Annotated in this window: 25 protein-coding genes; 23 read left to right on the top strand and 2 right to left on the bottom strand. The window is 42.5% G+C overall.

Annotation, left to right across the window (positions count from 1 at the left end):
- The first annotated feature begins 160 nt into the window (after positions 1–160).
- The 21 genes from AC0KTX_RS07305 to AC0KTX_RS07205 all read left to right on the top strand — a co-directional run bounded on the left by AC0KTX_RS07305 (position 161) and on the right by AC0KTX_RS07205 (position 16,934).
- Positions 161–706, top strand: coding sequence for a manganese efflux pump MntP (locus AC0KTX_RS07305; RefSeq protein ID WP_474251561.1), 546 nt, complete (start codon positions 161–163; stop codon positions 704–706).
- A gap of 156 nt (positions 707–862) precedes the next feature.
- Complete coding sequence (locus AC0KTX_RS07300; protein ID WP_474251560.1) at positions 863–1,321, top strand: low molecular weight protein arginine phosphatase; 459 nt, start codon at positions 863–865, stop codon at positions 1,319–1,321.
- An 18-nt stretch (positions 1,322–1,339) separates the two neighbouring features.
- On the top strand, positions 1,340–2,635 hold the full coding sequence (locus AC0KTX_RS07295) for a methyl-accepting chemotaxis protein (RefSeq protein WP_474251559.1): 1,296 nt from the start codon (positions 1,340–1,342) through the stop codon (positions 2,633–2,635).
- Positions 2,636–2,650: 15 nt separating this feature from the next.
- Positions 2,651–3,097 (top strand): ribose 5-phosphate isomerase B, encoded by a 447-nt coding sequence (gene rpiB, locus AC0KTX_RS07290; RefSeq protein ID WP_474251558.1) that lies wholly within the window; start codon positions 2,651–2,653, stop codon positions 3,095–3,097.
- A gap of 11 nt (positions 3,098–3,108) precedes the next feature.
- Positions 3,109–3,657, top strand: coding sequence for a TIGR01440 family protein (locus AC0KTX_RS07285; protein WP_474251557.1), 549 nt, complete (start codon positions 3,109–3,111; stop codon positions 3,655–3,657).
- Positions 3,658–4,129: 472 nt separating this feature from the next.
- Positions 4,130–5,377 carry a serine hydroxymethyltransferase gene (locus AC0KTX_RS07280; RefSeq protein WP_474251556.1) on the top strand — a complete coding sequence of 416 codons (1,248 nt, stop codon included), beginning with the start codon at positions 4,130–4,132 and terminating at the stop codon, positions 5,375–5,377.
- A gap of 213 nt (positions 5,378–5,590) precedes the next feature.
- Positions 5,591–6,220 carry a uracil phosphoribosyltransferase gene (upp, locus tag AC0KTX_RS07275; RefSeq protein WP_474251555.1) on the top strand — a complete coding sequence of 210 codons (630 nt, stop codon included), beginning with the start codon at positions 5,591–5,593 and terminating at the stop codon, positions 6,218–6,220.
- A 266-nt stretch (positions 6,221–6,486) separates the two neighbouring features.
- Positions 6,487–6,708 carry an AtpZ/AtpI family protein gene (locus AC0KTX_RS07270; protein ID WP_474251554.1) on the top strand — a complete coding sequence of 74 codons (222 nt, stop codon included), beginning with the start codon at positions 6,487–6,489 and terminating at the stop codon, positions 6,706–6,708.
- A 9-nt stretch (positions 6,709–6,717) separates the two neighbouring features.
- Complete coding sequence (locus AC0KTX_RS07265; protein WP_474251553.1) at positions 6,718–7,101, top strand: ATP synthase subunit I; 384 nt, start codon at positions 6,718–6,720, stop codon at positions 7,099–7,101.
- Positions 7,102–7,107: 6 nt separating this feature from the next.
- The gene (gene atpB / locus AC0KTX_RS07260) at positions 7,108–7,818 is read left to right on the top strand and encodes a F0F1 ATP synthase subunit A (protein ID WP_474251552.1); all 711 of its coding nucleotides are present in this window, start codon (positions 7,108–7,110) and stop codon (positions 7,816–7,818) included.
- 68 nt (positions 7,819–7,886) lie between these two features.
- Complete coding sequence (gene atpE / locus AC0KTX_RS07255) at positions 7,887–8,093, top strand: F0F1 ATP synthase subunit C (RefSeq protein WP_474251551.1); 207 nt, start codon at positions 7,887–7,889, stop codon at positions 8,091–8,093.
- A 235-nt stretch (positions 8,094–8,328) separates the two neighbouring features.
- A complete protein-coding gene (gene atpF, locus AC0KTX_RS07250) occupies positions 8,329–8,793 on the top strand; it encodes a F0F1 ATP synthase subunit B (RefSeq protein ID WP_474251646.1) in 465 nt (154 codons plus the stop codon).
- Complete coding sequence (locus tag AC0KTX_RS07245) at positions 8,790–9,329, top strand: F0F1 ATP synthase subunit delta (RefSeq protein ID WP_474251550.1); 540 nt, start codon at positions 8,790–8,792, stop codon at positions 9,327–9,329. Before atpF ends, AC0KTX_RS07245 begins: the two co-directional genes overlap by 4 nt.
- A gap of 15 nt (positions 9,330–9,344) precedes the next feature.
- Positions 9,345–10,853 carry a F0F1 ATP synthase subunit alpha gene (gene atpA, locus AC0KTX_RS07240; RefSeq protein WP_474251549.1) on the top strand — a complete coding sequence of 503 codons (1,509 nt, stop codon included), beginning with the start codon at positions 9,345–9,347 and terminating at the stop codon, positions 10,851–10,853.
- Positions 10,854–10,930: 77 nt separating this feature from the next.
- On the top strand, positions 10,931–11,788 hold the full coding sequence (gene atpG / locus AC0KTX_RS07235) for an ATP synthase F1 subunit gamma (RefSeq protein WP_474251548.1): 858 nt from the start codon (positions 10,931–10,933) through the stop codon (positions 11,786–11,788).
- Between the two features lie 36 nt (positions 11,789–11,824).
- A complete protein-coding gene (gene atpD / locus AC0KTX_RS07230) occupies positions 11,825–13,243 on the top strand; it encodes a F0F1 ATP synthase subunit beta (protein WP_474251547.1) in 1,419 nt (472 codons plus the stop codon).
- Positions 13,244–13,268: 25 nt separating this feature from the next.
- On the top strand, positions 13,269–13,676 hold the full coding sequence (locus AC0KTX_RS07225) for a F0F1 ATP synthase subunit epsilon (RefSeq protein ID WP_474251546.1): 408 nt from the start codon (positions 13,269–13,271) through the stop codon (positions 13,674–13,676).
- Between the two features lie 306 nt (positions 13,677–13,982).
- Positions 13,983–14,216, top strand: a complete 234-nt coding sequence (locus AC0KTX_RS07220) for a DUF1146 family protein (RefSeq protein ID WP_474251545.1) — start codon at positions 13,983–13,985, stop codon at positions 14,214–14,216.
- Between the two features lie 139 nt (positions 14,217–14,355).
- Positions 14,356–15,084 carry a YwmB family TATA-box binding protein gene (locus AC0KTX_RS07215; RefSeq protein ID WP_474251544.1) on the top strand — a complete coding sequence of 243 codons (729 nt, stop codon included), beginning with the start codon at positions 14,356–14,358 and terminating at the stop codon, positions 15,082–15,084.
- Between the two features lie 32 nt (positions 15,085–15,116).
- Positions 15,117–16,427: a UDP-N-acetylglucosamine 1-carboxyvinyltransferase gene (gene murA / locus AC0KTX_RS07210; RefSeq protein ID WP_474251543.1), complete on the top strand. Its 1,311-nt coding sequence runs from the start codon at positions 15,117–15,119 to the stop codon at positions 16,425–16,427.
- Positions 16,428–16,568: 141 nt separating this feature from the next.
- Positions 16,569–16,934: a VOC family protein gene (locus tag AC0KTX_RS07205; protein ID WP_474251542.1), complete on the top strand. Its 366-nt coding sequence runs from the start codon at positions 16,569–16,571 to the stop codon at positions 16,932–16,934.
- 378 nt (positions 16,935–17,312) lie between these two features.
- Here the strand turns inward: AC0KTX_RS07205 and AC0KTX_RS07200 are convergent, their stop codons facing one another.
- Entirely contained in the window at positions 17,313–17,858 is a 546-nt protein-coding gene (locus tag AC0KTX_RS07200) for a GNAT family N-acetyltransferase (protein ID WP_474251541.1), read from the bottom strand.
- A gap of 202 nt (positions 17,859–18,060) precedes the next feature.
- Here AC0KTX_RS07200 and spoIID point away from each other — a divergent pair, with 202 nt between their 5' ends.
- Entirely contained in the window at positions 18,061–19,071 is a 1,011-nt protein-coding gene (gene spoIID, locus AC0KTX_RS07195) for a stage II sporulation protein D (protein ID WP_474251645.1), read from the top strand.
- A 142-nt stretch (positions 19,072–19,213) separates the two neighbouring features.
- Here spoIID and AC0KTX_RS07190 read toward each other — a convergent pair whose 3' ends face one another.
- Entirely contained in the window at positions 19,214–19,654 is a 441-nt protein-coding gene (locus tag AC0KTX_RS07190; protein WP_474251540.1) for a VanZ family protein, read from the bottom strand.
- 124 nt (positions 19,655–19,778) lie between these two features.
- Between AC0KTX_RS07190 and AC0KTX_RS07185 the strand changes: the two genes are divergently transcribed.
- A complete protein-coding gene (locus tag AC0KTX_RS07185; protein WP_474251539.1) occupies positions 19,779–20,690 on the top strand; it encodes a peptidoglycan DD-metalloendopeptidase family protein in 912 nt (303 codons plus the stop codon).
- Positions 20,691–21,309 lie beyond the last annotated feature (619 nt).

Here is a 21,309-nt window from a genome sequence, read left to right as displayed (position 1 = left end):
TGGCATGAAACAGTTTTGTTTGTGTTTCAAAAAAAGATTCCGAAGCCCGCAGAACAAATAATGAAAGCAGGAAATGGAGGCAACGATCCCGCTCGTCTTTGTCATAATATCTTTCGGACGTGCATATCGTTCTATATGCGTGTCCGGGGGAGGTTTTAGGATGATGGCGGAGTTGGTAACATTATTTATGATGGCTTTTGCTTTAGGAATGGACGCTTTTTCAGTCAGTCTAGGAATGGGGCTGATTCGCATGCGGCTGAAACAAATATTTCACATCGGTCTTTTGATTGGTTTGTTCCATATGTTTATGCCGCTTGCCGGAATGATTTTAGGCAAAGTGATGTCGGATAAATTCGGATTAGCGGCTCTATATGCAGGGGGGAGCCTGCTCATTATTTTAGGTGCGCAAATGATTTATTCTTCCTTCAGAAAAGAAGATTCGCCCTTGATCGCACCGGTCGGTTTAGGTTTGGTTTTGTTTGCATTAAGCGTCAGTCTAGATAGTTTTTCCGTCGGGCTGAGCCTAGGCATTTTCGGCGTGAAAATCATGTTGACAGTGATTTTATTCGGTTTCATGAGCATGGTGATGACATGGATCGGCCTGTTGATTGGCAAGCGTGTGCAAAATTGGTTCGGTACATACAGCGAAGCCCTCGGCGGCAGTATTTTGCTTCTGTTCGGCATTAAATTATTGTTTCCGATGTAAGACCAATATTTTTATAAAAAAGGTTCCCCTGAAAACAAAAAATTATGTGACTTTTCGCCGATATTAAAAATATATGCACTTCATCGTTTCCATTTTTTCAAACCTTTGGCTTATAATAAAAAGAGAAATTGGAGGGAGCTTGATAGAAAGGAGAAAGTGTTAGTGGCAAACATTTTATTTGTTTGTACTGGGAACACATGCCGAAGCCCGATGGCGGAAGCCCTGTTCAACCATTTGCGCAAAAGCGGGGATTTTCAAGTTCGTTCCGCAGGAATTTTTGCAACGGACGGACAAAATATTTCCGATCATGCGAAAAAGGTCCTAGAAGAGAAGGGCATCTCGGTGGATCATCAGGCAGCAAAACTTAAAGAAGAGGATATTCATTGGGCAACATATGTTTTGACAATGACGGAAAACCACAAAGAGGCGGTATGCCGGGTTTTCCCGAAAGCAGTTGATAAAACTTTTACCATCAGCGAATTTGCAGTCGGAAAAGATGAAGAACAATATGATATAATGGATCCATTTGGCGGATCTGTTGAAATGTACCGAAAAACACGAGATGAACTAGAACAAATCATATCAAAAATTATCAAAAAATTGGAAAATATGTAGAAGGAAGGGGCAAATTGTGTGGGAAGCCGAAAACGTTACAAATTCAGTATACGTTTAAAGCTCGTCTTATTAATAACGGTTGTTGCACTTATTACCTATTCAACAAGCGGATTTTTTATTTATATTGTATACGATTTTGTGAAACAATATATTGATCAGATGTCTTTTACGATTCTGACATTGGCGCTTGGCATCTTTTGGTCGGGAGTTTTAACGGCTATTGCGGCTGGATTTATTGTCACACCGCTCAAACGGTTGGAAAAGGCTGCTCTCCAAGCTGCTGACGGGGATATTTCGGTCAATGTCCCTGAAGCAAAATCTGATGATGAAATCAAGTCGTTAAGCCGCGCATTCAACGACATGCTCTTGAGCTTAAGGCATATGGTGCAAAACATTGAAATGAATTTTGAAAAAACAAATGAACAAGTGAAAAAAATACACGCAGCAACGGAAAAGGCGACGAAACAAGCGGAAAGTATATCATATACAATTAAAGAAATATCAACAGGTGCCGACCAGTCTGCCGCTTCCATACAAGAAACAGCAGAAGCGGTGGAAAATACGGTGGAACTGGCTGGAAGAGTAAAAGAAAAGGCCAATATGTCGGAAAAAATGTCAAACGATATGGTTCAATTGCTTGACCAAAGCAAAAAAATATTCCAATCTTTAATTGAAGGAATCCAATCGTTGGCTGAAAAAAATGAACAATCGATTTTAGCGGTGGAGCGCCTTGAAGAAAACGCGAAAAAAGTGGAGACCATCGTATCGCTTGTCGGGGACATAGCTGACCAAACGAATTTGCTGGCACTGAATGCCTCCATTGAAGCGGCAAGAGCAGGCGAGCATGGAAGGGGATTTGCGGTTGTTGCCGAAGAAGTCCGCAATCTTGCTGACGAAAGCGCGAAGGCTGTGCAAGGAATTTCCGAGTTGATCCACAATATTCAAGCAGAAGTGAACAACGTTGTGAACCAAATTGAAGACCAAGTTAAGACAGCAAGGGTCGAAGCGCAAAAAGGACAAGAAACGGAGAAAATATTTGCAAACATGTCCGAATCGATTGTACATGTTGCCGAAGCCGTCAAGGTGATCAGCGAGTTGATCGATCAACAGCAAAAAAGTATTGAACAGACCGGAGCGCAATCGGAAGAAGTGGCGGCCATTGCCGAGGAAACATCAGCAGGCGCCCAAGAAGTGGCAGCTTCCGTTCAGGATCAAGCCGAAAATATTGCCAATATTAATCAATTGACGAAAGATCTTGAGGCAAGCGCCGAGCAGCTGAAGAAAACCATTGATCGCTTTACGTATGAAATATAAGGAGGACAAACTCTGATGAGAGTCATTATTGCTTCCGATCATGGCGGAATACACATTCGTGAGGAAATCAAAGATTTGCTTGAAGAAATGAATATAGAATACGAAGATATCGGCTGTGATTGTGAAACGTCGGTCGATTACCCGGACTATGCATTGCCTGCTGCGGAAAGGGTGGCAAAGGGCGAGTTTGACCGCGGCATCTTAATTTGCGGAACAGGGATCGGCATGTCCATTGCAGCCAATAAAGTAAAAGGAATTCGCTGTGCGCTTGTCCATGATGTGTTCAGCGCGAAGGCAACCCGGGAACATAATGACAGCAACGTGCTGGCAATGGGGGAACGAGTCATTGGAGCGGGACTTGCACGCGAAATCGTCAAAACGTGGCTGACAACGGAATACTTGGGCGGGCGTCATGCACGGAGAGTCGGAAAAATTTCCAATTATGAAGAAAAGCATCTGTAAGGTGATCTGCCATGCCTGAATTACAAAAATGGCAAGAAGAGCTGCTGATGGTTTTATCTGATTTTCAAAAACAAGCGCCGATTCAAAAAGGTCAGCTGTTTGTCATTGGCTGCAGCACAAGCGAGGTCATCGGCAAAAAAATCGGAACTGCTGGGAATCGTGAGGTTGCGCAAATGATATACGGCGCTATAACAAGATTTCAGGAGCAAACGGGCGTAGAACTTGCTTTCCAATGCTGTGAACATTTAAATCGCGCACTTGTCGTTGAAAGGGAAACAGCCGCAAAACGGAATTTTGAAATAGTTTCTGTTATACCCGTTCCCAAAGCAGGTGGCTCCATGGCTGCTTTTGCCTATGAACAAATGAAAGACCCTGTAGTAGTTGAATTCATTCAGGCAGATGCAGGCATTGATATCGGCGATACACTGATCGGCATGCATTTAAAGCATGTAGCGGTTCCTGTCAGGGGATCATTAAAAACTGTAGGGCATGCGCATGTGACGATGGCTTATAGCCGTCCGAAGCTCATCGGCGGCGAGCGGGCCGTTTATAAAAAATAAAATAGAAGGCTGAATCCGAATGGCGGATTCGGTCTTTCTTTATTTGTGAATGGCTCAAGGCAACCTTTTGTAACGGATGCGGCGGAAAAGGCAGGCAATGAAAAAAACCGCCAAGTCAGCTAAGAAACTGGGTTATCTGTAAAAAACAGCAAGCATGAAGGAACAATGGCATATAGGGAACCTGAAAACGAATTGGAAAACCCTCGATAAAAAGCATAAAAGGGCCACATTTTCCAACAAAAAACGAATCATTTATGAAACCAGTTGATAAAGCGTTTCCAATCGGGGGTATTGAAGCAAATCCCGAATTATCTTGAAATAATTTTGAAAAAAGTTTGGAATGAATACGTTTACATTTAATAAAAAGGTTGCAAACAGGTTGTCATTACCGTTATTCTGATAATTAAGTGAACCGGCATGACGATTTTCGGTCGCCTGTGCCGTTACTGATGATAAGTTAGGGGGAAATGTCATGAAGTACATTCAACAGCAAGATCCGGAAGTATATGAAGCGATTCAGAACGAGTTAAAGCGCCAACGTTCAAAAATTGAATTGATAGCTTCGGAAAATTTTGTCAGTGAAGCTGTCATGGAAGCGCAAGGCTCGGTTTTAACGAACAAATATGCAGAAGGCTATCCGGGCCGCCGCTATTATGGAGGCTGCGAATTTGTCGATGTTGCTGAAGAATTGGCGCGCGAGCGGGCGAAAAAGATTTTTGGTGCCGAACATGTCAACGTTCAGCCGCACTCCGGCTCACAAGCCAACATGGCTGTTTATTATGCTGTTTTACAACAAGGCGATACAGTGCTTGGCATGAACCTGTCCCACGGCGGACATTTAACGCACGGAAGTCCTGTAAACTTTAGCGGTATGCAGTTTAACTTTGTTGAATATGGCGTCGATCCCGAGACTCATTTAATCGACTATGAAGAGGTTCGAAGAAAGGCTCTTGAGCATAAGCCGAAGATGATCGTAGCTGGAGCCAGCGCATATCCGCGCGAAATCGATTTTAAAAAATTCCGTGAGATAGCTGATGAAGTAGGAGCTTATTTAATGGTCGATATGGCTCATATTGCAGGGCTTGTTGCAACAGGACTGCATCAAAACCCGGTGCCGTATTCTCACTTCGTCACAACAACGACACATAAAACACTTCGCGGTCCACGGGGAGGAATGATTTTATGTAAAGAAGAATTTGCAAAACAAATCGATAAAATCATTTTTCCTGGCATTCAAGGCGGTCCATTAATGCATGTCATTGCGGCAAAAGCAGTAGCGCTAGGTGAAGCGTTAAAGGATGAATTTAAACAGTATACGCAGCATATTGTCGATAATGCCAAACGACTCGCAAAAAAATTAAAAGAAGAAGGATTAACTTTAGTTTCCGGGGGAACCGACAATCATTTAATTTTAGTTGATGTCCGCAACTTGCAGTTAACCGGAAAAGTTGCGGAAAAAGTACTTGATGATATCGGCATAACCGTCAACAAAAACGCAATCCCTTATGATCCGGAATCGCCATTTGTCACAAGCGGCATCCGCATTGGAACAGCAGCTGTGACAAGCCGTGGTTTTGGCTTGGAAGAAATGGATGAAATCGGATCGATCATCTCATCAGCACTTAAGTCGCATGATGATGCGGCAGCTTTGGAAAAAGCAAAAAAACGTGTTCAAGCTTTAACGGAAAAATTCCCGCTTTACCCTAACTATGAATATTAATAGTTTATAAATAGTGTTCGAAACGGCATGTTTCGGGCACTATTTTTTTATCTAATCGATCCAATCAAATCGTTTCCAATTCCCTGGTCCGGCCGTCCGCTTAAGGCAGGGAACCATATTTTTCTTGTTAAAATTCCCTGTTGCAAATGTTGAAACTTAGCTGTTTTTTCTGTAAAATCTATTGAGGCTAAACAGAAAAGGAGATGTGAAACATTGGGCAAAGTTTTTGTGTTTGACCACCCATTAATACAGCATAAACTTTCATATATTCGTGATAAAAAAACCGGCACAAAAGAGTTCCGCGAGCTCGTAGATGAAATCGCAACGTTGATGGCATTTGAAATTACGCGTGATCTTCCTTTGGAAGAAGTAGAAGTGGAAACGCCGGTAGGCACGGCGAAAACAAAAATCCTTTCCGGAAAAAAATTAGGCGTCATCCCAATCCTTCGAGCCGGTCTTGGAATGGTGGACGGCATATTAAAATTGATTCCAGCCGCAAAAGTCGGTCACATCGGTTTATACCGCGATCCGGAAACATTAAAGCCTGTTGAATATTATGTGAAGCTTCCTTCCGATGTGGAAGAGCGGGATTTTATTGTGGTAGATCCTATGTTGGCCACAGGGGGTTCGGCAGTTGAAGCGATCAATTGTTTAAAGAAACGAGGAGCCAAAAATATCCGTTTCATGTGCCTTGTTGCTGCTCCAGAAGGGGTTCAAGCGATGGAAAAAGCACATCCCGATGTTGATGTCTACATTGCGGCGCTTGACGAAAAATTAAATGATCACGGTTATATTGTACCTGGGCTGGGCGATGCGGGAGACCGCCTGTTTGGTACAAAATAAAAGGCGAACAAATTTATCGCCTTTTTTGTTTTCATCGTTCAACGGAGTTTGCACTGAAAATTTGTTTGATCACAAAAAGTTCAAATGTCAACAAATAATAAAATGTTTTTTGTGAACAATTTGTGATATTCAGCACAAATCAGCAACTTTTTATTGGCAAACAGATTGACATTGCCAAGTGCCTATTGTATGCTAAACGGGGTGGGATGATAAGGTTTTCAAGAGTCGGGAAATCCGATAAATTTTTCTTATAAAAAGGACAAAAAATGAAGCAGAAAAAACGTCATCCTTTAGGTGGATATGCTTTAATGTCCGGCATTGTTTCATATTTGGCTGGATCCATCCTCATCGGCATTTTTGCAGGGAGATGGCTGGACAAACAGTTACATACCGAGCCGATTTTTTTGATTATCGGCGTCCTCGTTGGACTGGCTGCAGGGGTAGCAGCAACTTTGAAACTGGTCCAAGACTATTTCTCGGGAGAATGATTGCCAATTATGGTTGATATTGAGAGTTTTTTTATCCGCAGCATAAAATATATATTGTTCTTACTCGCCATCTATATGTTGGCATGGGGATTTACTCCTTACCCTAAAGTTTTCCTCGGTCTTGCCCTTGGTACAAGCTTTAGCCTCTATAATTTATGGGTGTTTGTGCGTAAATTCAAACGAATCCAGCAAACATTGAAAGAAGGCCGTTCGGTTCGTTCACTCGGGACAGCATCCAGAATGGCGGCCGCAGGTTTAGCGGTAATAATCGCACTGAAATTCCCTGAATATTTCCATTTAATCGGTGTTGTTATTGGATTAATGACAATGTATGTTGTCATTATAATAAATTCCATTCTTAATATTTGCGGACAAGCTTGGGAAGAGAGGTGAAATTTGTTGGGTCACGAAGCTCCAATTGTTACATTTTTAGGTCTTCAATTTAATTTGTCAAACATCCTTATGATATTGGTAGCCAGTACAATCGTATTTATTCTTGCAGTGCTGTCCACCCGATCCCTATCAATGAAGCCGACAGGCATGCAAAACTTTATGGAGTGGGTCATCGACTTTGTTAAAAACATTATCAACAGCACGATGGACTGGCAGACAGGAGGGCGGTTCCTTGTATTGGGAGTTACGCTCATCATGTACATTTTTGTTTCCAATATGCTTGGATTGCCTTTCGCTATTGTCGTTGACCACGCACTATGGTGGAAATCGCCGACGGCAGATCCGACGATCACGTTGACACTAGCAGTTTTGGTGGTCGGCTTAACGCATTACTACGGCATCAAGTTGAAAGGATTTTCCGGTTACGGAAGCGACTATTTCAAACCGCTGCCGTTTCTATTCCCGTTAAAAATTATTGAAGAGTTTGCCAATACGCTGACGCTTGGTCTCCGTCTTTACGGAAACATTTATGCAGGGGAAATTTTGCTAAGCCTTCTTGTCGGTTTGGCAACAAGCAGTCCATTTGGCCTTATCGGATCTATTATTCCAATGATGGCATGGCAGGCGTTTAGCATTTTCGTTGGAGCCATCCAAGCCTTTATATTCACAATGTTAACAATGGTTTATATGGCGCATAAAGTAAGCCATGACCATTAATAATAAATTAGTTATGCTAACATATTATTAAAACAATATTTTGTACAAATAAAAGGAGGATCTATTTCATGAATTTTTTAGCAGCTGCAATTGCAATTGGTTTAGCGGCACTTGGTGCCGGTGTCGGTAACGGACTTATCGTATCTCGTACAGTTGAAGGAATTGCCCGCCAGCCAGAAGCTCGCGGAATGTTGCAAACAACAATGTTTATCGGGGTTGCGTTAGTTGAGGCGATTCCGATCATCGCGGTTGTTATCGCATTTATGGTCTTGTAATCAAAACATTTTGGCAAGGTTCGGACGAAACGTTTGAGCCGGTAAGAATGAAAAATTAAAGAAGGGAAAATGGCGAAGTTATGCAAACATCTTCGCCATTCCTTTATGTAATGAATGGAAGCACCACGTAAACGATAGATGTTTGACCAATGGAATGGACTCTTGAAGGGAGTGAAACAAAGCTGTGTTAACGTTTGATTTTGCACTTGGCGCCGGAGGTTTCGCTGCCGGTGATATGCTCGTCCAGCTAATTGTATTTTTAGTTTTGTTGGCATTGCTCAAAAAATATGCTTTTGGACCGCTTATGGGCGTTATGAAACAGCGTGAAGAATATATTGCGAATGAAATCAGCGCTGCTGAAGAAAAAAACGCTGAAGCGAAAAAGCTTGCTGAAGAACAGCGCGAACTTTTAAAACAAGCCCGCCTTGACGCACAACAATTGGTGGAAAATGCCAAAAAAGTAGGAGAGCAGCAAAAAGAAGAAATTATCAAGGCAGCACGTGCCGAAGCGGAGCGATTAAAAGAAGCGGCCAAAAAAGAAATCGAGCAGGAAAAAGAACAAGCTGTTGCACAATTGCGCAATCAAGTGGCATCATTATCCGTTCTTATTGCATCAAAAGTGATTGAGAAAGAATTGAACGAAGCTGAGCAGGAAAAATTGATTAACGACTACATTAAAGAGGTAGGAGAACAATTATGACAGGCGGAGTGGCAAAGCGATATGCGTCGGCTCTTTTTCAAATTGCAAAAGAAAAAAACGAATTGCCGCAATTTGAAGAAGAACTGCGGGCGGTAAAACAAGTGTTTACGGACAATCCGCAATTGCTGAAAATTTTAGAACATCCAAAAATTCCGCTGGAAAACAAAAAATCATTGGTGAAGGATGCGTTTTCTTCCGTGAGACCTGAAATCGCCAACACCATTCTTTTGTTGATCGACCGCCATCGCATCAGACTGATATCAGAGCTTGTGGACAGCTTTGTGGAGTTATCTAATGAAGAGCAGCAAACGGCCGGAGCAGTTGTTTACTCGGTTCGTCCGTTGAAAGAGGAAGAAAAGCAGGCTCTATCTGAGATATTTGCTCAAAAGGTCGGCAAAAAATCATTGAAAATTACAAACATTATTGATCAAAGCTTAATTGGCGGATTAAAGCTTCGCATCGGAAACCGGATTTTCGATGGAAGCATCAGCAGTAAGCTCGAACGCATCGGGCGCCAAATAGCGAAAAGTTCGTAGATAGGGGTGAAATACATGAGCATTAAAGCTGAAGAAATCAGTGCACTGATAAAAAAGCAAATTGAAAACTATCAGTCTGAAATAGAAGTTAGCGATGTCGGCACAGTCATTCAAGTAGGTGACGGCATTGCCCGCGCTCATGGCCTCGACAATGTCATGGCCGGAGAGCTTGTTGAATTTGCAAACGGCGTAATGGGAATGGCGCAAAACCTTGAAGAAAATAACGTCGGTATTGTTATTTTAGGACCTTATAAAGACATCCGCGAAGGCGACGAAGTGAAAAGAACGGGACGGATTATGGAAGTTCCTGTCGGCGAGGAGCTCATCGGCCGTGTAGTAAACCCGCTCGGACAGCCTGTTGACGGACTGGGTCCAATTGAAACAACGAAAACACGTCCAATCGAAAGCCCTGCTCCGGGAGTCATGGATCGTAAATCCGTTCATGAGCCGCTGCAAACGGGGATTAAGGCAATTGACGCCCTTATACCAATCGGCCGCGGACAACGCGAACTTATTATCGGTGACCGGCAAACAGGGAAAACACAAATTGCCATCGACACGATCATCAATCAAAAAGATGAAAACATGATTTGTATTTATGTGGCAATTGGCCAAAAAGAATCAACCGTCCGCAACGTTGTGGAAACACTCCGCAAACACGGTGCATTGGACTACACCATTGTTGTAACGGCATCCGCCTCACAACCGGCTCCATTGCTTTACTTGGCTCCGTATGCCGGTGTATCGATGGGTGAATATTTCATGTACCAAGGAAAACACGTCCTTGTCGTATATGATGACCTATCAAAGCAAGCTGCCGCTTACCGCGAACTTTCTCTTTTATTGCGCCGTCCACCGGGACGTGAAGCATACCCAGGGGATGTCTTTTACCTGCACTCACGCCTGTTAGAACGCGCTGCAAAACTCAGCGATGCAAAAGGCGGCGGATCCTTAACGGCATTGCCGTTCGTTGAAACCCAAGCAGGGGACATTTCAGCTTACATTCCTACAAATGTCATTTCGATTACAGACGGGCAAATTTTCTTGCAATCCGACTTGTTTTTCTCAGGTGTACGCCCAGCGGTGAACGCCGGTTTATCCGTCTCCCGCGTTGGTGGTGCGGCACAAATTAAAGCGATGAAAAAAGTTTCGGGAACTCTGCGGCTCGACCTTGCAGCATACCGTGAACTTGAGGCATTCGCTCAATTCGGTTCAGATCTTGATAAAGCAACGCAGGCAAAATTAAACCGCGGTATGCGGACAGTAGAAGTATTGAAACAAGGAATCAATAAGCCGATCCCGGTTGAAAAGCAAGTGATGATTCTTTATACGTTAACGAAAGGCTTTTTGGACGATATTCCTGTTGAAGATATTCGCCGTTTTGAAGAGGAATTTTATGCCTATTTAGATCAAAATGAAAAAGAACTTCTTGAAGAAATCCGTACGACAGGAAATCTTCCGGAAGATGAAAAAATGGAAAAGGCAATTAAAGGGTTCAAAAAAACATTCGCCGTATCTGAGTAATATATGAACAGGCTGTGAACAGGGACGGTTTTTCACAGCCCATGTTCGGCTATTTTAAAAAAAGGTGGTGAGAACCTTTGGCGTCGTTGCGCGATATTAAAACACGCATCAATTCGACAAAGAAGACAAGCCAAATTACAAAAGCGATGGAGATGGTTTCGGCTTCGAAACTCAATCGGGCGGAAAACAGCGCAAAAGCATTTGTGCCTTATATGGAAAAAATCCAAGAAGTTGTCGCAAACATCGCTCTTGGCAGCACGGACGCTAGCCATCCAATGCTCGAAAGTCGTCCGGTCAAAAAGACAGGATATGTTGTGATCACATCTGACCGCGGACTTGCCGGTGCGTTTAACAGCAACGTGTTGCGCGCTGTTTATCAAACGATCCAAGAACGGCACCGTTCGACTGATGAATATGCCGTGATTGCCATCGGGAAAGTTGGCCGCGATTTTTTCAAAAAACGTGGAATGCCTGTCGTTGATGAAATTGTCGGATTAGGCGATGATATCAACTTTGCAGATATTAAATCAATCGCCTCAAACACGGTCGGGCTTTTTGCGGATGGAAAATTAGATGAAATCTATTTATTTTACAACCATTTCGTCAGCGCCATTCAACAAGAGGTAACGGAGAAGAAGCTGCTCCCGCTCTCAGACATTGCGGCTAATCAAAAAATGACAACTTACGAATTTGAGCCCAATCAAGAGGACATTTTGGAAGTGCTTTTGCCGCAATACGCTGAAAGTTTAATATACGGTGCTTTGCTGGACAGTAAAGCAAGCGAGCATGCTGCAAGAATGACAGCGATGAAGAACGCAACGGATAATGCAAAAGAGCTGATCAACACGCTCACCTTATCCTATAACCGAGCGCGCCAAGCAGCGATCACGCAGGAAATTACCGAAATTGTTGGCGGCGCATCAGCGCTTGAATAGATCACGGAAACAGTACGTTAGGAGGGAAACAGGAACATGAAAGGACGCGTAGTTCAAGTAATGGGTCCGGTAGTGGACGTGAAATTTGAAAGCGGACATTTGCCGGAAATTTATAACGCCCTAAAAATTTCTCATAAAGCGCGCAATGAAAACGAAGTAGACATCGATTTAACGTTGGAAGTGGCGCTTCATTTGGGTGATGATACAGTACGGACGATCGCGATGGCTTCAACTGACGGCGTCATGCGCGGAATGGAAGTAGAAGATTTAGGTGCGCCGATTTCCGTGCCTGTCGGGGATGTGACATTAGGACGTGTATTTAATGTTTTAGGCGAAAATATCGACCTTGGTGATCCGATTCCGGCTGAAGCTCGTCGCGATCCAATTCATAAACCGGCGCCAAGCTTTGAACAGCTCTCAACACAGGTGGAAATTCTTGAAACGGGAATTAAAGTCGTTGACCTGCTTGCTCCTTACATTAAAGGCGGAAAAATCGGTTTGTTCGGCGGCGCAGGTGTAGGGAAAACGGTATTAATCCAAGAGTTAATCAATAACATTGCCCAAGAACACGGCGGTATTTCCGTTTTTGCCGGTGTTGGTGAACGCACCCGGGAAGGAAACGACCTGTATTTTGAAATGAAAGATTCCGGTGTTATCAACAAAACGGCGATGGTGTTCGGACAAATGAACGAGCCACCTGGTGCACGTATGCGTGTTGCATTGACAGGTTTGACGATGGCGGAATATTTCCGTGATGAACAAGGCCAAGATGTATTGTTCTTTATTGACAACATCTTCCGCTTTACACAAGCCGGTTCGGAAGTTTCCGCATTGCTTGGCCGCATGCCATCTGCCGTGGGATATCAACCGACGCTTGCGACAGAAATGGGACAATTGCAAGAGCGGATTACATCCACAAACGTAGGTTCTGTTACATCGATTCAGGCGATTTACGTGCCTGCTGACGACTATACGGACCCTGCACCGGCTACAACGTTCGCCCACTTAGATGCAACAACGAACCTTGAGCGTAAGCTTTCGGAAATGGGTATTTATCCAGCGGTCGATCCTCTTGCATCGACATCACGTGCGCTTTCACCGGAAATTGTTGGTGAAGAGCATTACAATGTTGCCCGCCAAGTTCAAGCAACATTGCAGCGATATCGGGAATTGCAAGACATCATTGCCATCTTAGGTATGGACGAGCTTTCAGATGAAGATAAACTGGTCGTTCATCGCGCTCGCCGAATTCAATTTTTCTTATCGCAAAACTTCCACGTAGCCGAACAATTTACTGGGCAACCTGGTTCTTACGTGCCGATCAAAGAAACTGTACGTGGATTTAAAGAAATTCTTGAAGGCAAATACGACCATATCCCTGAAGATGCGTTCCGCTTGGTGGGCACGATTGACGATGTCCTTGAAAGAGCGAAACAAATGGGTGTTGAAGTTTAATTTTGGGACCTAGGAGGATCTATATATGAAGACCATACAAGTCAGTGTTGTCACTCCCGATGGCCCAGTTTATGATGCGAAAGCAGAATTGGTCAGTGCCAAAGCTCAAAGCGGAGAGCTCGGAATATTGCCCGGCCATATTCCGATGGTCGCTCCGCTTGCAATCGGAGCGGTTCGGCTGAAAAACGGAAACAGCACAGAACTCGTGGCTGTCAGCGGAGGGTTTTTAGAAGTTCGGCCTGATAAAGTCACGATTTTGGCACAGGCGGCTGAAAAAGCAGAAGATATTGACATTGCTCGTGCAGAAGCAGCCAAACAACGCGCGGAGGAAAGGCTGCGCCACAAAGGACAGGATAATATAGATTTCAGACGGGCTGAGCTTGCACTCCAGCGTGCGGTTAACCGTTTAAATGTGGCGAAACGGAATGTGTGATCTCATTCTGATCGGTGTCCCAACTGCTATTTAGTTGGGACAATCTTTTTTGATCTTCGTACATCAGCAGCTTGTTTTTCGAATGTGAACGGAACGGGATTTTTTAAAAATATTGTTGTTTGCTGACGACAATCTTTCTGCAAAATTTTTAACCGAAGCTCTACGCCTTATGAAAAAAGGATCGTTGTTCATTTTTGGCAAACTTATGAAAAGAAAAAAAGGGAATCATGTTCAACGAAGATTTTTATATAATAAAAAGGGTTGAATAAGAAATAAACAAGTGCATATGAAAAAGGGGGCAGTTATGTGGACGGTCTCGGGCAGCAGGCGTTGATCAGCATCATTGTCAATTTGGTGCTGCTTTTTATTACTTGGAAAGCTTTGCAGGCTCTCAATCTTGAGAAGTTGATGAAAAAAGGGCGGGTTGCCGAGGCAAGGCTTCTGCTGATTTTATTAACGATTGCCATCGCTTCATCGGTGAGCAGATTTCTTTTAGATTACTTGTTTTGGTCTCAGCAGCTGCAATATTGGTTTTCGTAGTCAAAACACTCGAAAAAAGCTTCTGATGCATGAGAATCAAAAAATTTTCGCGCATACTTTGCAAAATCTTGACGACTTTTTCCACGTATGCCAAACCTCTTTCCGGCAAAACTTTTAATAAGGAAAGGGGAGAACGGCATTGAAAATCATTTATTATTTGTTAATAGCGATCATTTTATGCTTTTTTTTCTCAGCGGTTGGAAATGTCAATCAAACAAATGCGGAAAAAAACGATTTTCCCGTAGAGGAGATCATGGAACAACTGCGGAAGGAACATATTGCCATTGATGAATGGACAATTATGGCAAAATTTTCTTTCAAACAAAAACATGAAAACCCGAAACAATTGCGATCACAATTTCGTCAATTTAAATGGCTTTATGTGCAAAACGGTTCTTTTGCCAAATGGGATGGAACTTACCGAAACCAGCAAAAGAAGATTGTTGAAAAATTCCAGATCATAACACCAACAGATGAACCCTCCAAAACGATTGTTATATATCAGGCAACAGGCCGTTTTCGACCTGACAACTGGAAAACGATAAACCTTTACTTTGATCGGGAAATTTTCGACAAAATTCCAGGAAATCCGCTTTTTTTCACTTGTATCAAAGGCCATACAAGTGGTATTATGAAAGGTGTTTTGCGTTTAAAAACAAAAAAACTTTTAGAACAGTTTGATGCTAAACCGGTTGAAGAACTAAATGAAGAGACTTTTGTTTCCGTATCCGGTCTTACGAAAAAATGGAATCATTCAATTCCAACTCAAAATGGCAATATGAATATCCAAGTTGCGCTGAGAAGCGAAAGTTTGGGCGAAAATACTATTGTTACAGTAGGAACACCGATAATAACGACTGAATATTAATATAGAGAAAATGGGACGCGGAGGGGAATACTTTGGAAAAGATCATCGTCCGCGGCGGTCGAAAGTTAAACGGTACAGTAAAAGTAGAAGGTGCAAAAAATGCCGTTTTACCTGTTATCGCTGCATCTTTGTTAGCAAGTGAAGGAAAAAGTACAATTTATGATGTTCCGATGCTCTCCGATGTATTTACAATCAATGAAGTTTTACGATATTTGGGAGCAGACGTTCAATTTGACGGCAACCAAGTGGAAATTGATGCATCTGGAGAACTCTTAACAGAAGCACCATTTGAATATGTAAGAAAAATGCGCGCATCTGTGCTTGTAATGGGATCGCTCCTTGCCCGAAAAGGACGTGCACGTGTTGCATTGCCGGGAGGATGTGCCATCGGATCCCGTCCGATTGACCAGCATTTAAAGGGATTTGAAGCAATGGGGGCAACCATTAAAGTAGGAAACGGGTTTATTGATGCGGAAGTTGAAGGAAGACTTCAAGGGGCTAAAATTTACTTGGATTTTCCAAGTGTCGGTGCGACAGAAAACATCATGATGGCAGCGGCATTGGCAAAGGGAACGACCGTAATTGAAAACTGTGCAAAAGAACCCGAGATCGTCGACCTCGCAAACTTTATCAATAAAATGGGCGGAAATGTACGCGGAGCAGGTACAGGCACCATTCGCATAGAAGGCGCTGATCGTTTGCATGCCGCCCAGCATGCAATCATACCGGATCGCATTGAAGCCGGTACTTTTATGGTCGCTGCTGCGATTACAGGCGGGAACGTACTTGTAAAAGGAGCAGTTCCAGAACATTTAACTTCCTTGATCGCAAAGATGGAAGAAATGGGCATCACCATTATCGAAGAGGAAGACGGCATCCGCGTTATTGCCCCTGAACAATTGAAGGCCGTTGATATTAAAACGATGCCTCACCCGGGATTTCCAACAGATATGCAATCGCAAATGATGGCGCTTCTGCTTCGGGCAAACGGAACGAGCATGATCACGGAAACGGTATTTGAAAACCGCTTTATGCATGTCGAAGAGTTCCGCCGGATGAACGGAGACGTGAAAATTGAAGGCCGCTCCGTCATCATTAACGGCCCTGTTCAATTGCAGGGAGCGGAAGTAGCAGCTACTGATTTAAGGGCGGCAGCGGCTTTAATATTGGCCGGGCTTGCGGCCGAAGGCTATACACAAGTAACCGAGCTAAAACATCTTGATCGAGGGTATGTACGGTTTCATGAAAAGTTGAAAGCATTAGGCGCCGACATTGAGCGTGTGAACGAAGATGTACTAAGCGCATCTCTTGAAAAACAGGCAGTGACTGATTTGAAAGCATAAAAGTTAATGGCAGGGAGTTAGCGGCCGTCGTTAGCCCCCTTTACATACTCTTATAGTCTTTCGTTTGTTTTTTTATTTTATACACTCCCATTTGCCGGCTATGCCAAAAGAATGAAAGACTACGTACGAGGCGGTCATTCTGTGATCAGACAAATAGCAACCGTGGCGGTTTATGTGGACGACCAGCAAGCGGCCAAGAAGTTTTGGACGGAAAAAGTAGGTTTTGAAGTAGTGGCGGAGTTTCCAATGGGACCGTCTGCCTTTTGGCTTGAAGTGGCTCCAAAAGGAGCGCAAACACGGCTGGTGCTGTATCCGAAATCAATGATGAAAAACTGGAATGAATTGAAAGCTTCCATTGTATTTGAATGTGACAATGTAATGGAAGAATATGAGAAACTGAAAGCAAACGGTGTCGAATTTAAAGGGGAACCTCAAAAGATGCAATGGGGCACTTATGTGCAATTCAAGGACGAAGACGGCAATGAGTTTTTGTTGAAAAGTGAATGAAGTGACAATGTTTCAGAACCTCTTTTAAGACTGAGAAAAGGGGCACCTGTCGCTTAAAAAGAAGCACAGGTGCTTTTGTCATTCTTTCGTTGCGGAAATTTTTTCACAGAAAGCATGGAAATAGTCGGCAAACGGGACATAAAGCATAAAAAGGAATGAAAAATGGCAACCATGAAATTATTGGCTTTACCATACAACATGTACATGTTAGAAGTAAGTGCCATCTGAATATTTGATTTTTGATCTACTTGTTTACCATTCAACATGTACATGTGAGAAATTCCAATCAACATCGGGGATGGCCAAAAGATTTTGCCGTTTTTGGCAGAATGATTCAGCAGCTTTGTTCATATGTCCAAACATCATGATGGGCGGGTTTTAATATTCTTCTTTTAAAATACTGTACAATTTCACATCTATATATCGACCGTTATTAAATATTTTTTGGCGGTGCAAACCTTCGTAGCTCATCCCGCTTTTTATCATAACTCTTTCTGAAGCTATATTATCTTTGAAACACATTGCTTGAATGCGGTTAAGATGCAATGTTTCAAAACCGTATTTGATAATTTCCTTAACTGCTTCTGTCATAATCCCTTTCCCCCAATTATTTCGGGAAAGTGCGAACCCTATTTCAGCACTGTGATGGATTGGGTTCATGCTGGTAAAGCCAACAGTACCAATGAGTCGGTTGTTTTCTTTCAAGACGATTCCCCATGGAGCCGGTTTGTGATCTTGATAATTCTCAAGTATTGAAGCGATAAACGTTTCCGTATCTTCTATGTTTTTGTGAGCGTTCCAAGTAACATATTTAGCAACTTCTTCATCTGAGCAGTAGGCAAACATATCATAGGCATCTTCCATTGTTATTTTCCTCAGCAAAAGCCGCTCTGTTTCCAGTGTTGGAACACCTGCACTCCCCATCAGCATCCACCCCTTTGAAGGTTTTAAATAATGATACAATGCAAAATAAGAAAATGACAACATATTCTTTCTCCATTTTAATCGATACAAGAAATTCTGCCGCCTTCCTTTCGGGAGAATATGTCATAAAAGGTTGTCCACCCCCATAAACTTTACTGTACATGATCATTGAAATGGGGGCTGAAAAATGAAACGACTTAAGATGAAACAATTAAAGTCATTTTTGCTTGTTTTCGCAGCAATGTTTGTCATTATTCTCATGGTGCCGAGTTTGCTTGTGGCCCCGTTTGCTGAGAAGACGAAAGCGACACTTGGCGAAGAATTGGAGGCGAAAGAAACGACATTAGCGAAGTCAAAAGTATCCGTACCTGTTTATCGATCAGAAGCAAAGCAAATTGAACAAGTGCCGCTCGAAGAATATGTCGCCGGTGTAGTCGCTGCCGAAATGCCGGCTGAATTTGAAAAAGAAGCCCTAAAAGCACAAGCGTTGGCCGCAAGAACGTATATTGTGAAAGAATTGGTTACAGGCCAAAGTGTCGGTTCTCCGAAAGGAGCGGTCGTGACAGATACAGAACTTCATCAAGTCTTTAAAAGCGAGGACGAATTAAGAGAAATTTGGAAAAGTGATTTTGACTGGAAGATCAAAAAGATAAAAGAAGCGGTAAATGAGACAAGCGGACAAATTTTAACGTACGACAACAAGCCGATCGATGCTTCGTTTTTCTCAACAAGCAATGGATTTACCGAAAATTCAGAGGCGATCTGGCAAAGTTCGCTGCCGTATTTGAAGAGTGTTGAAAGTCCTTGGGATAAACGATCTGATAAATTTCTCGGAAGGAAAGTCTTTTCGGTGAAAGATTTTGAAAAGAAACTAGGAGTGAACATCAGCGAAGACGGTTCGGTCGGAAAAATCGTGGAAAGAACTCCTGGAAGGCGCGTCGCAAAAGTTGACATCAACGGGAAAGAGCTGACAGGAAGGGAAGTAAGAGAAAAGCTCGGCTTGAGATCTACGGATTTTTCGTGGACGCTTAAAGGAGACGAAATTATTGTCACAACAAAAGGATATGGACACGGCGTCGGCATGAGCCAGTACGGCGCCAACTTTATGGCTGAAGAAGGAAAAAATTATCAAGACATTGTGAAACATTATTATCAAGGAGTTCAAATATCCTCAGCCGAACAGTTTTTATCCAAATATTTGGCCCAGAAATAAAGATGCTTGAAAATTTTCATTGAATGGTTGCAGCTTTTATGCTGTCAGATCGGCCTTTTCGATGGCGAAACCCGCAGATTCACCAATGGTTTCTGCGGGTTTTTACTGGTGTTGTCATTTGAATTTTTTCTAAAGCTCCCTTTTAAGAAGGACGGGATTTTTTTATATTTATGAGCAAATCCAGAAATGTTTTCAATTTCGACTGATTCCGGGTAAAATAATAAATTTTAACGATATAGTAGGATGCGGAGACTCCGATGGCGTCTTTTACAAGATCAATCAATGTCATCGAACGCGATGGAACGAAATATTGATGAATCTCATCGCAAAGGCCGTATAAAAATGCGGTCACAGCCGCAGCAAGGCTTGTTTTTGCCGTTAATTTTTGATGAACAGCCAAAGCAAAAACAAACAGCCAATATAAAATCCCGAATTCAATTAGATGGAGCGATTCCTTTAATACATGATCGAAAGAAAAAGGTGTTTTGACAAACGTATCCGCCGGATAGCTGGATAAGAGCCAAATAATCCCCATATATACTAACGGTGCAATCGTAAACAGGAAAACGGCCAACTTTTTCATGATGCAAACTCCTTTAAAATAATTTTTTGATTGTACATATAAAAACAAAAATTGCAAAAAATATTTCTTTTGAATGTATAGAATTCCTCCAACTTGTTCACAATGGTTGCTGAGGTGATGAACAATGAGAGAGGAAGAAAAGAAACGTACTTCTCAAGTATCGAAGCTTCAACAGTTTTTCAGAAAAAAATGGGTATTTCCGGCAATCTATCTGCTTAGTGCAGCGATTATTTTAACAGCTGTTCTCTGGTATCAGGCAATCCAGCACAATGGCAAAGACCTGTCCAGCGATGAACCGAATGACGTTTCTTACAATGAAGAACCGTCAGTAGAAGTCAATCAATCGGTGGAGCATTTTAAAATGCCTGCGATTGATCCTGACGCTGTAAAGGTTGTGACAAACTTTTACGATTTTAACTCATCGGAAGAAGAACAAGAAGCAGCACTCGTTTTCTATGATAATACGTATCATCCGAGCAAAGGAATCGATATTGCCAGCCATGATGGCAAAGCGTTTGAAGTCACGGCATCGTTAAGCGGTACGGTGACAAAAGCCGAAAAAGATTCCCTTTTTGGATATGTCGTTGAAATCGAACACGAAAACGGTGTTGCCACTATTTATCAATCGCTTGCCGACACGAAAGTAAAAGCAGGCGACAAAGTGGAACAAGGCGAAATCATTGGGCAAGCAGGAAAAAATCAATTTAACAAAGATGCCGGAGTTCATGTTCATTTTGAAATCCGCAAAGACGGACAAGCTTATAATCCATTAACCTACTTGGATGAACCGATCACAAGTTTAACTGAAAAATCTGTTGAAGAGCAGTCCAACAGCGCGGCAGATGATCGTGCGAATACTGAAAATGGACAAACGACTTCTGAGGAAACAGCGCCATCAGATGAAAGACAGTCCGGCAATGATCAATCAGCCGATGAAACATCTGATGAAAATTCATCACAGTCAGATGACGAAAGCCGCAACAAATCTGAAACGGAAAATCAACAGGATACATCTCTCGAATCGAATAATGAATAAATATTGGAGCTGTCCGAAAAGTCATTGCCATTTGACTTTTGAGGCAGCTCCCATTTTTTGAAAAAAAGTACACAAAAACCTGTTCTGCTCTTTGGAGTAGGTCATTTTTTGTCTTTGCCTTCCATATTACATGAAAAACCAACTTCAATGTACCCCATTGGGTTTAGTCATTTTTTCACCCTAATCTTATAACCTTTAAAAGGTCAAGTCCTAATGTTTGTGTAAAAGGGGCTCCCAGTTCAGCAAACTTATATCTCCGGAAATAGAACCGCTGTGTATCCGCTTCTTTTTACACAAATTCCTAGACTTCATCCCTTTAAAACCTCAACCCGGTCATTAAATATTTTCCTTTTAAAGGATCACAATTTCAAGGCACTCTTTATTGGGATACTTGCCTTCAATACACTAGCATTGCAGTAATTAAATCTGATGATTCAAAATACTAAGAATGTTCAATTTTTTTATTGATTTCGAAACAAAAAAATCCTTTACAATGGAAGTACAGGTGGTTCCTGTCCAAATCCAATCGTAAAGGATAACCGTTATGGACAAGAATACACTAATTTCATCATTTGGTAAATGGGTTTCACCCATAAATATTCAAAAACTTAGCGAACAA

The sequence above is a fragment of the Aeribacillus sp. JST-2 genome (assembly GCF_056032925.1).
Note: the sequence above shows the minus strand (reverse complement) of the source record. Positions and strands in the feature narration are given on the sequence as shown.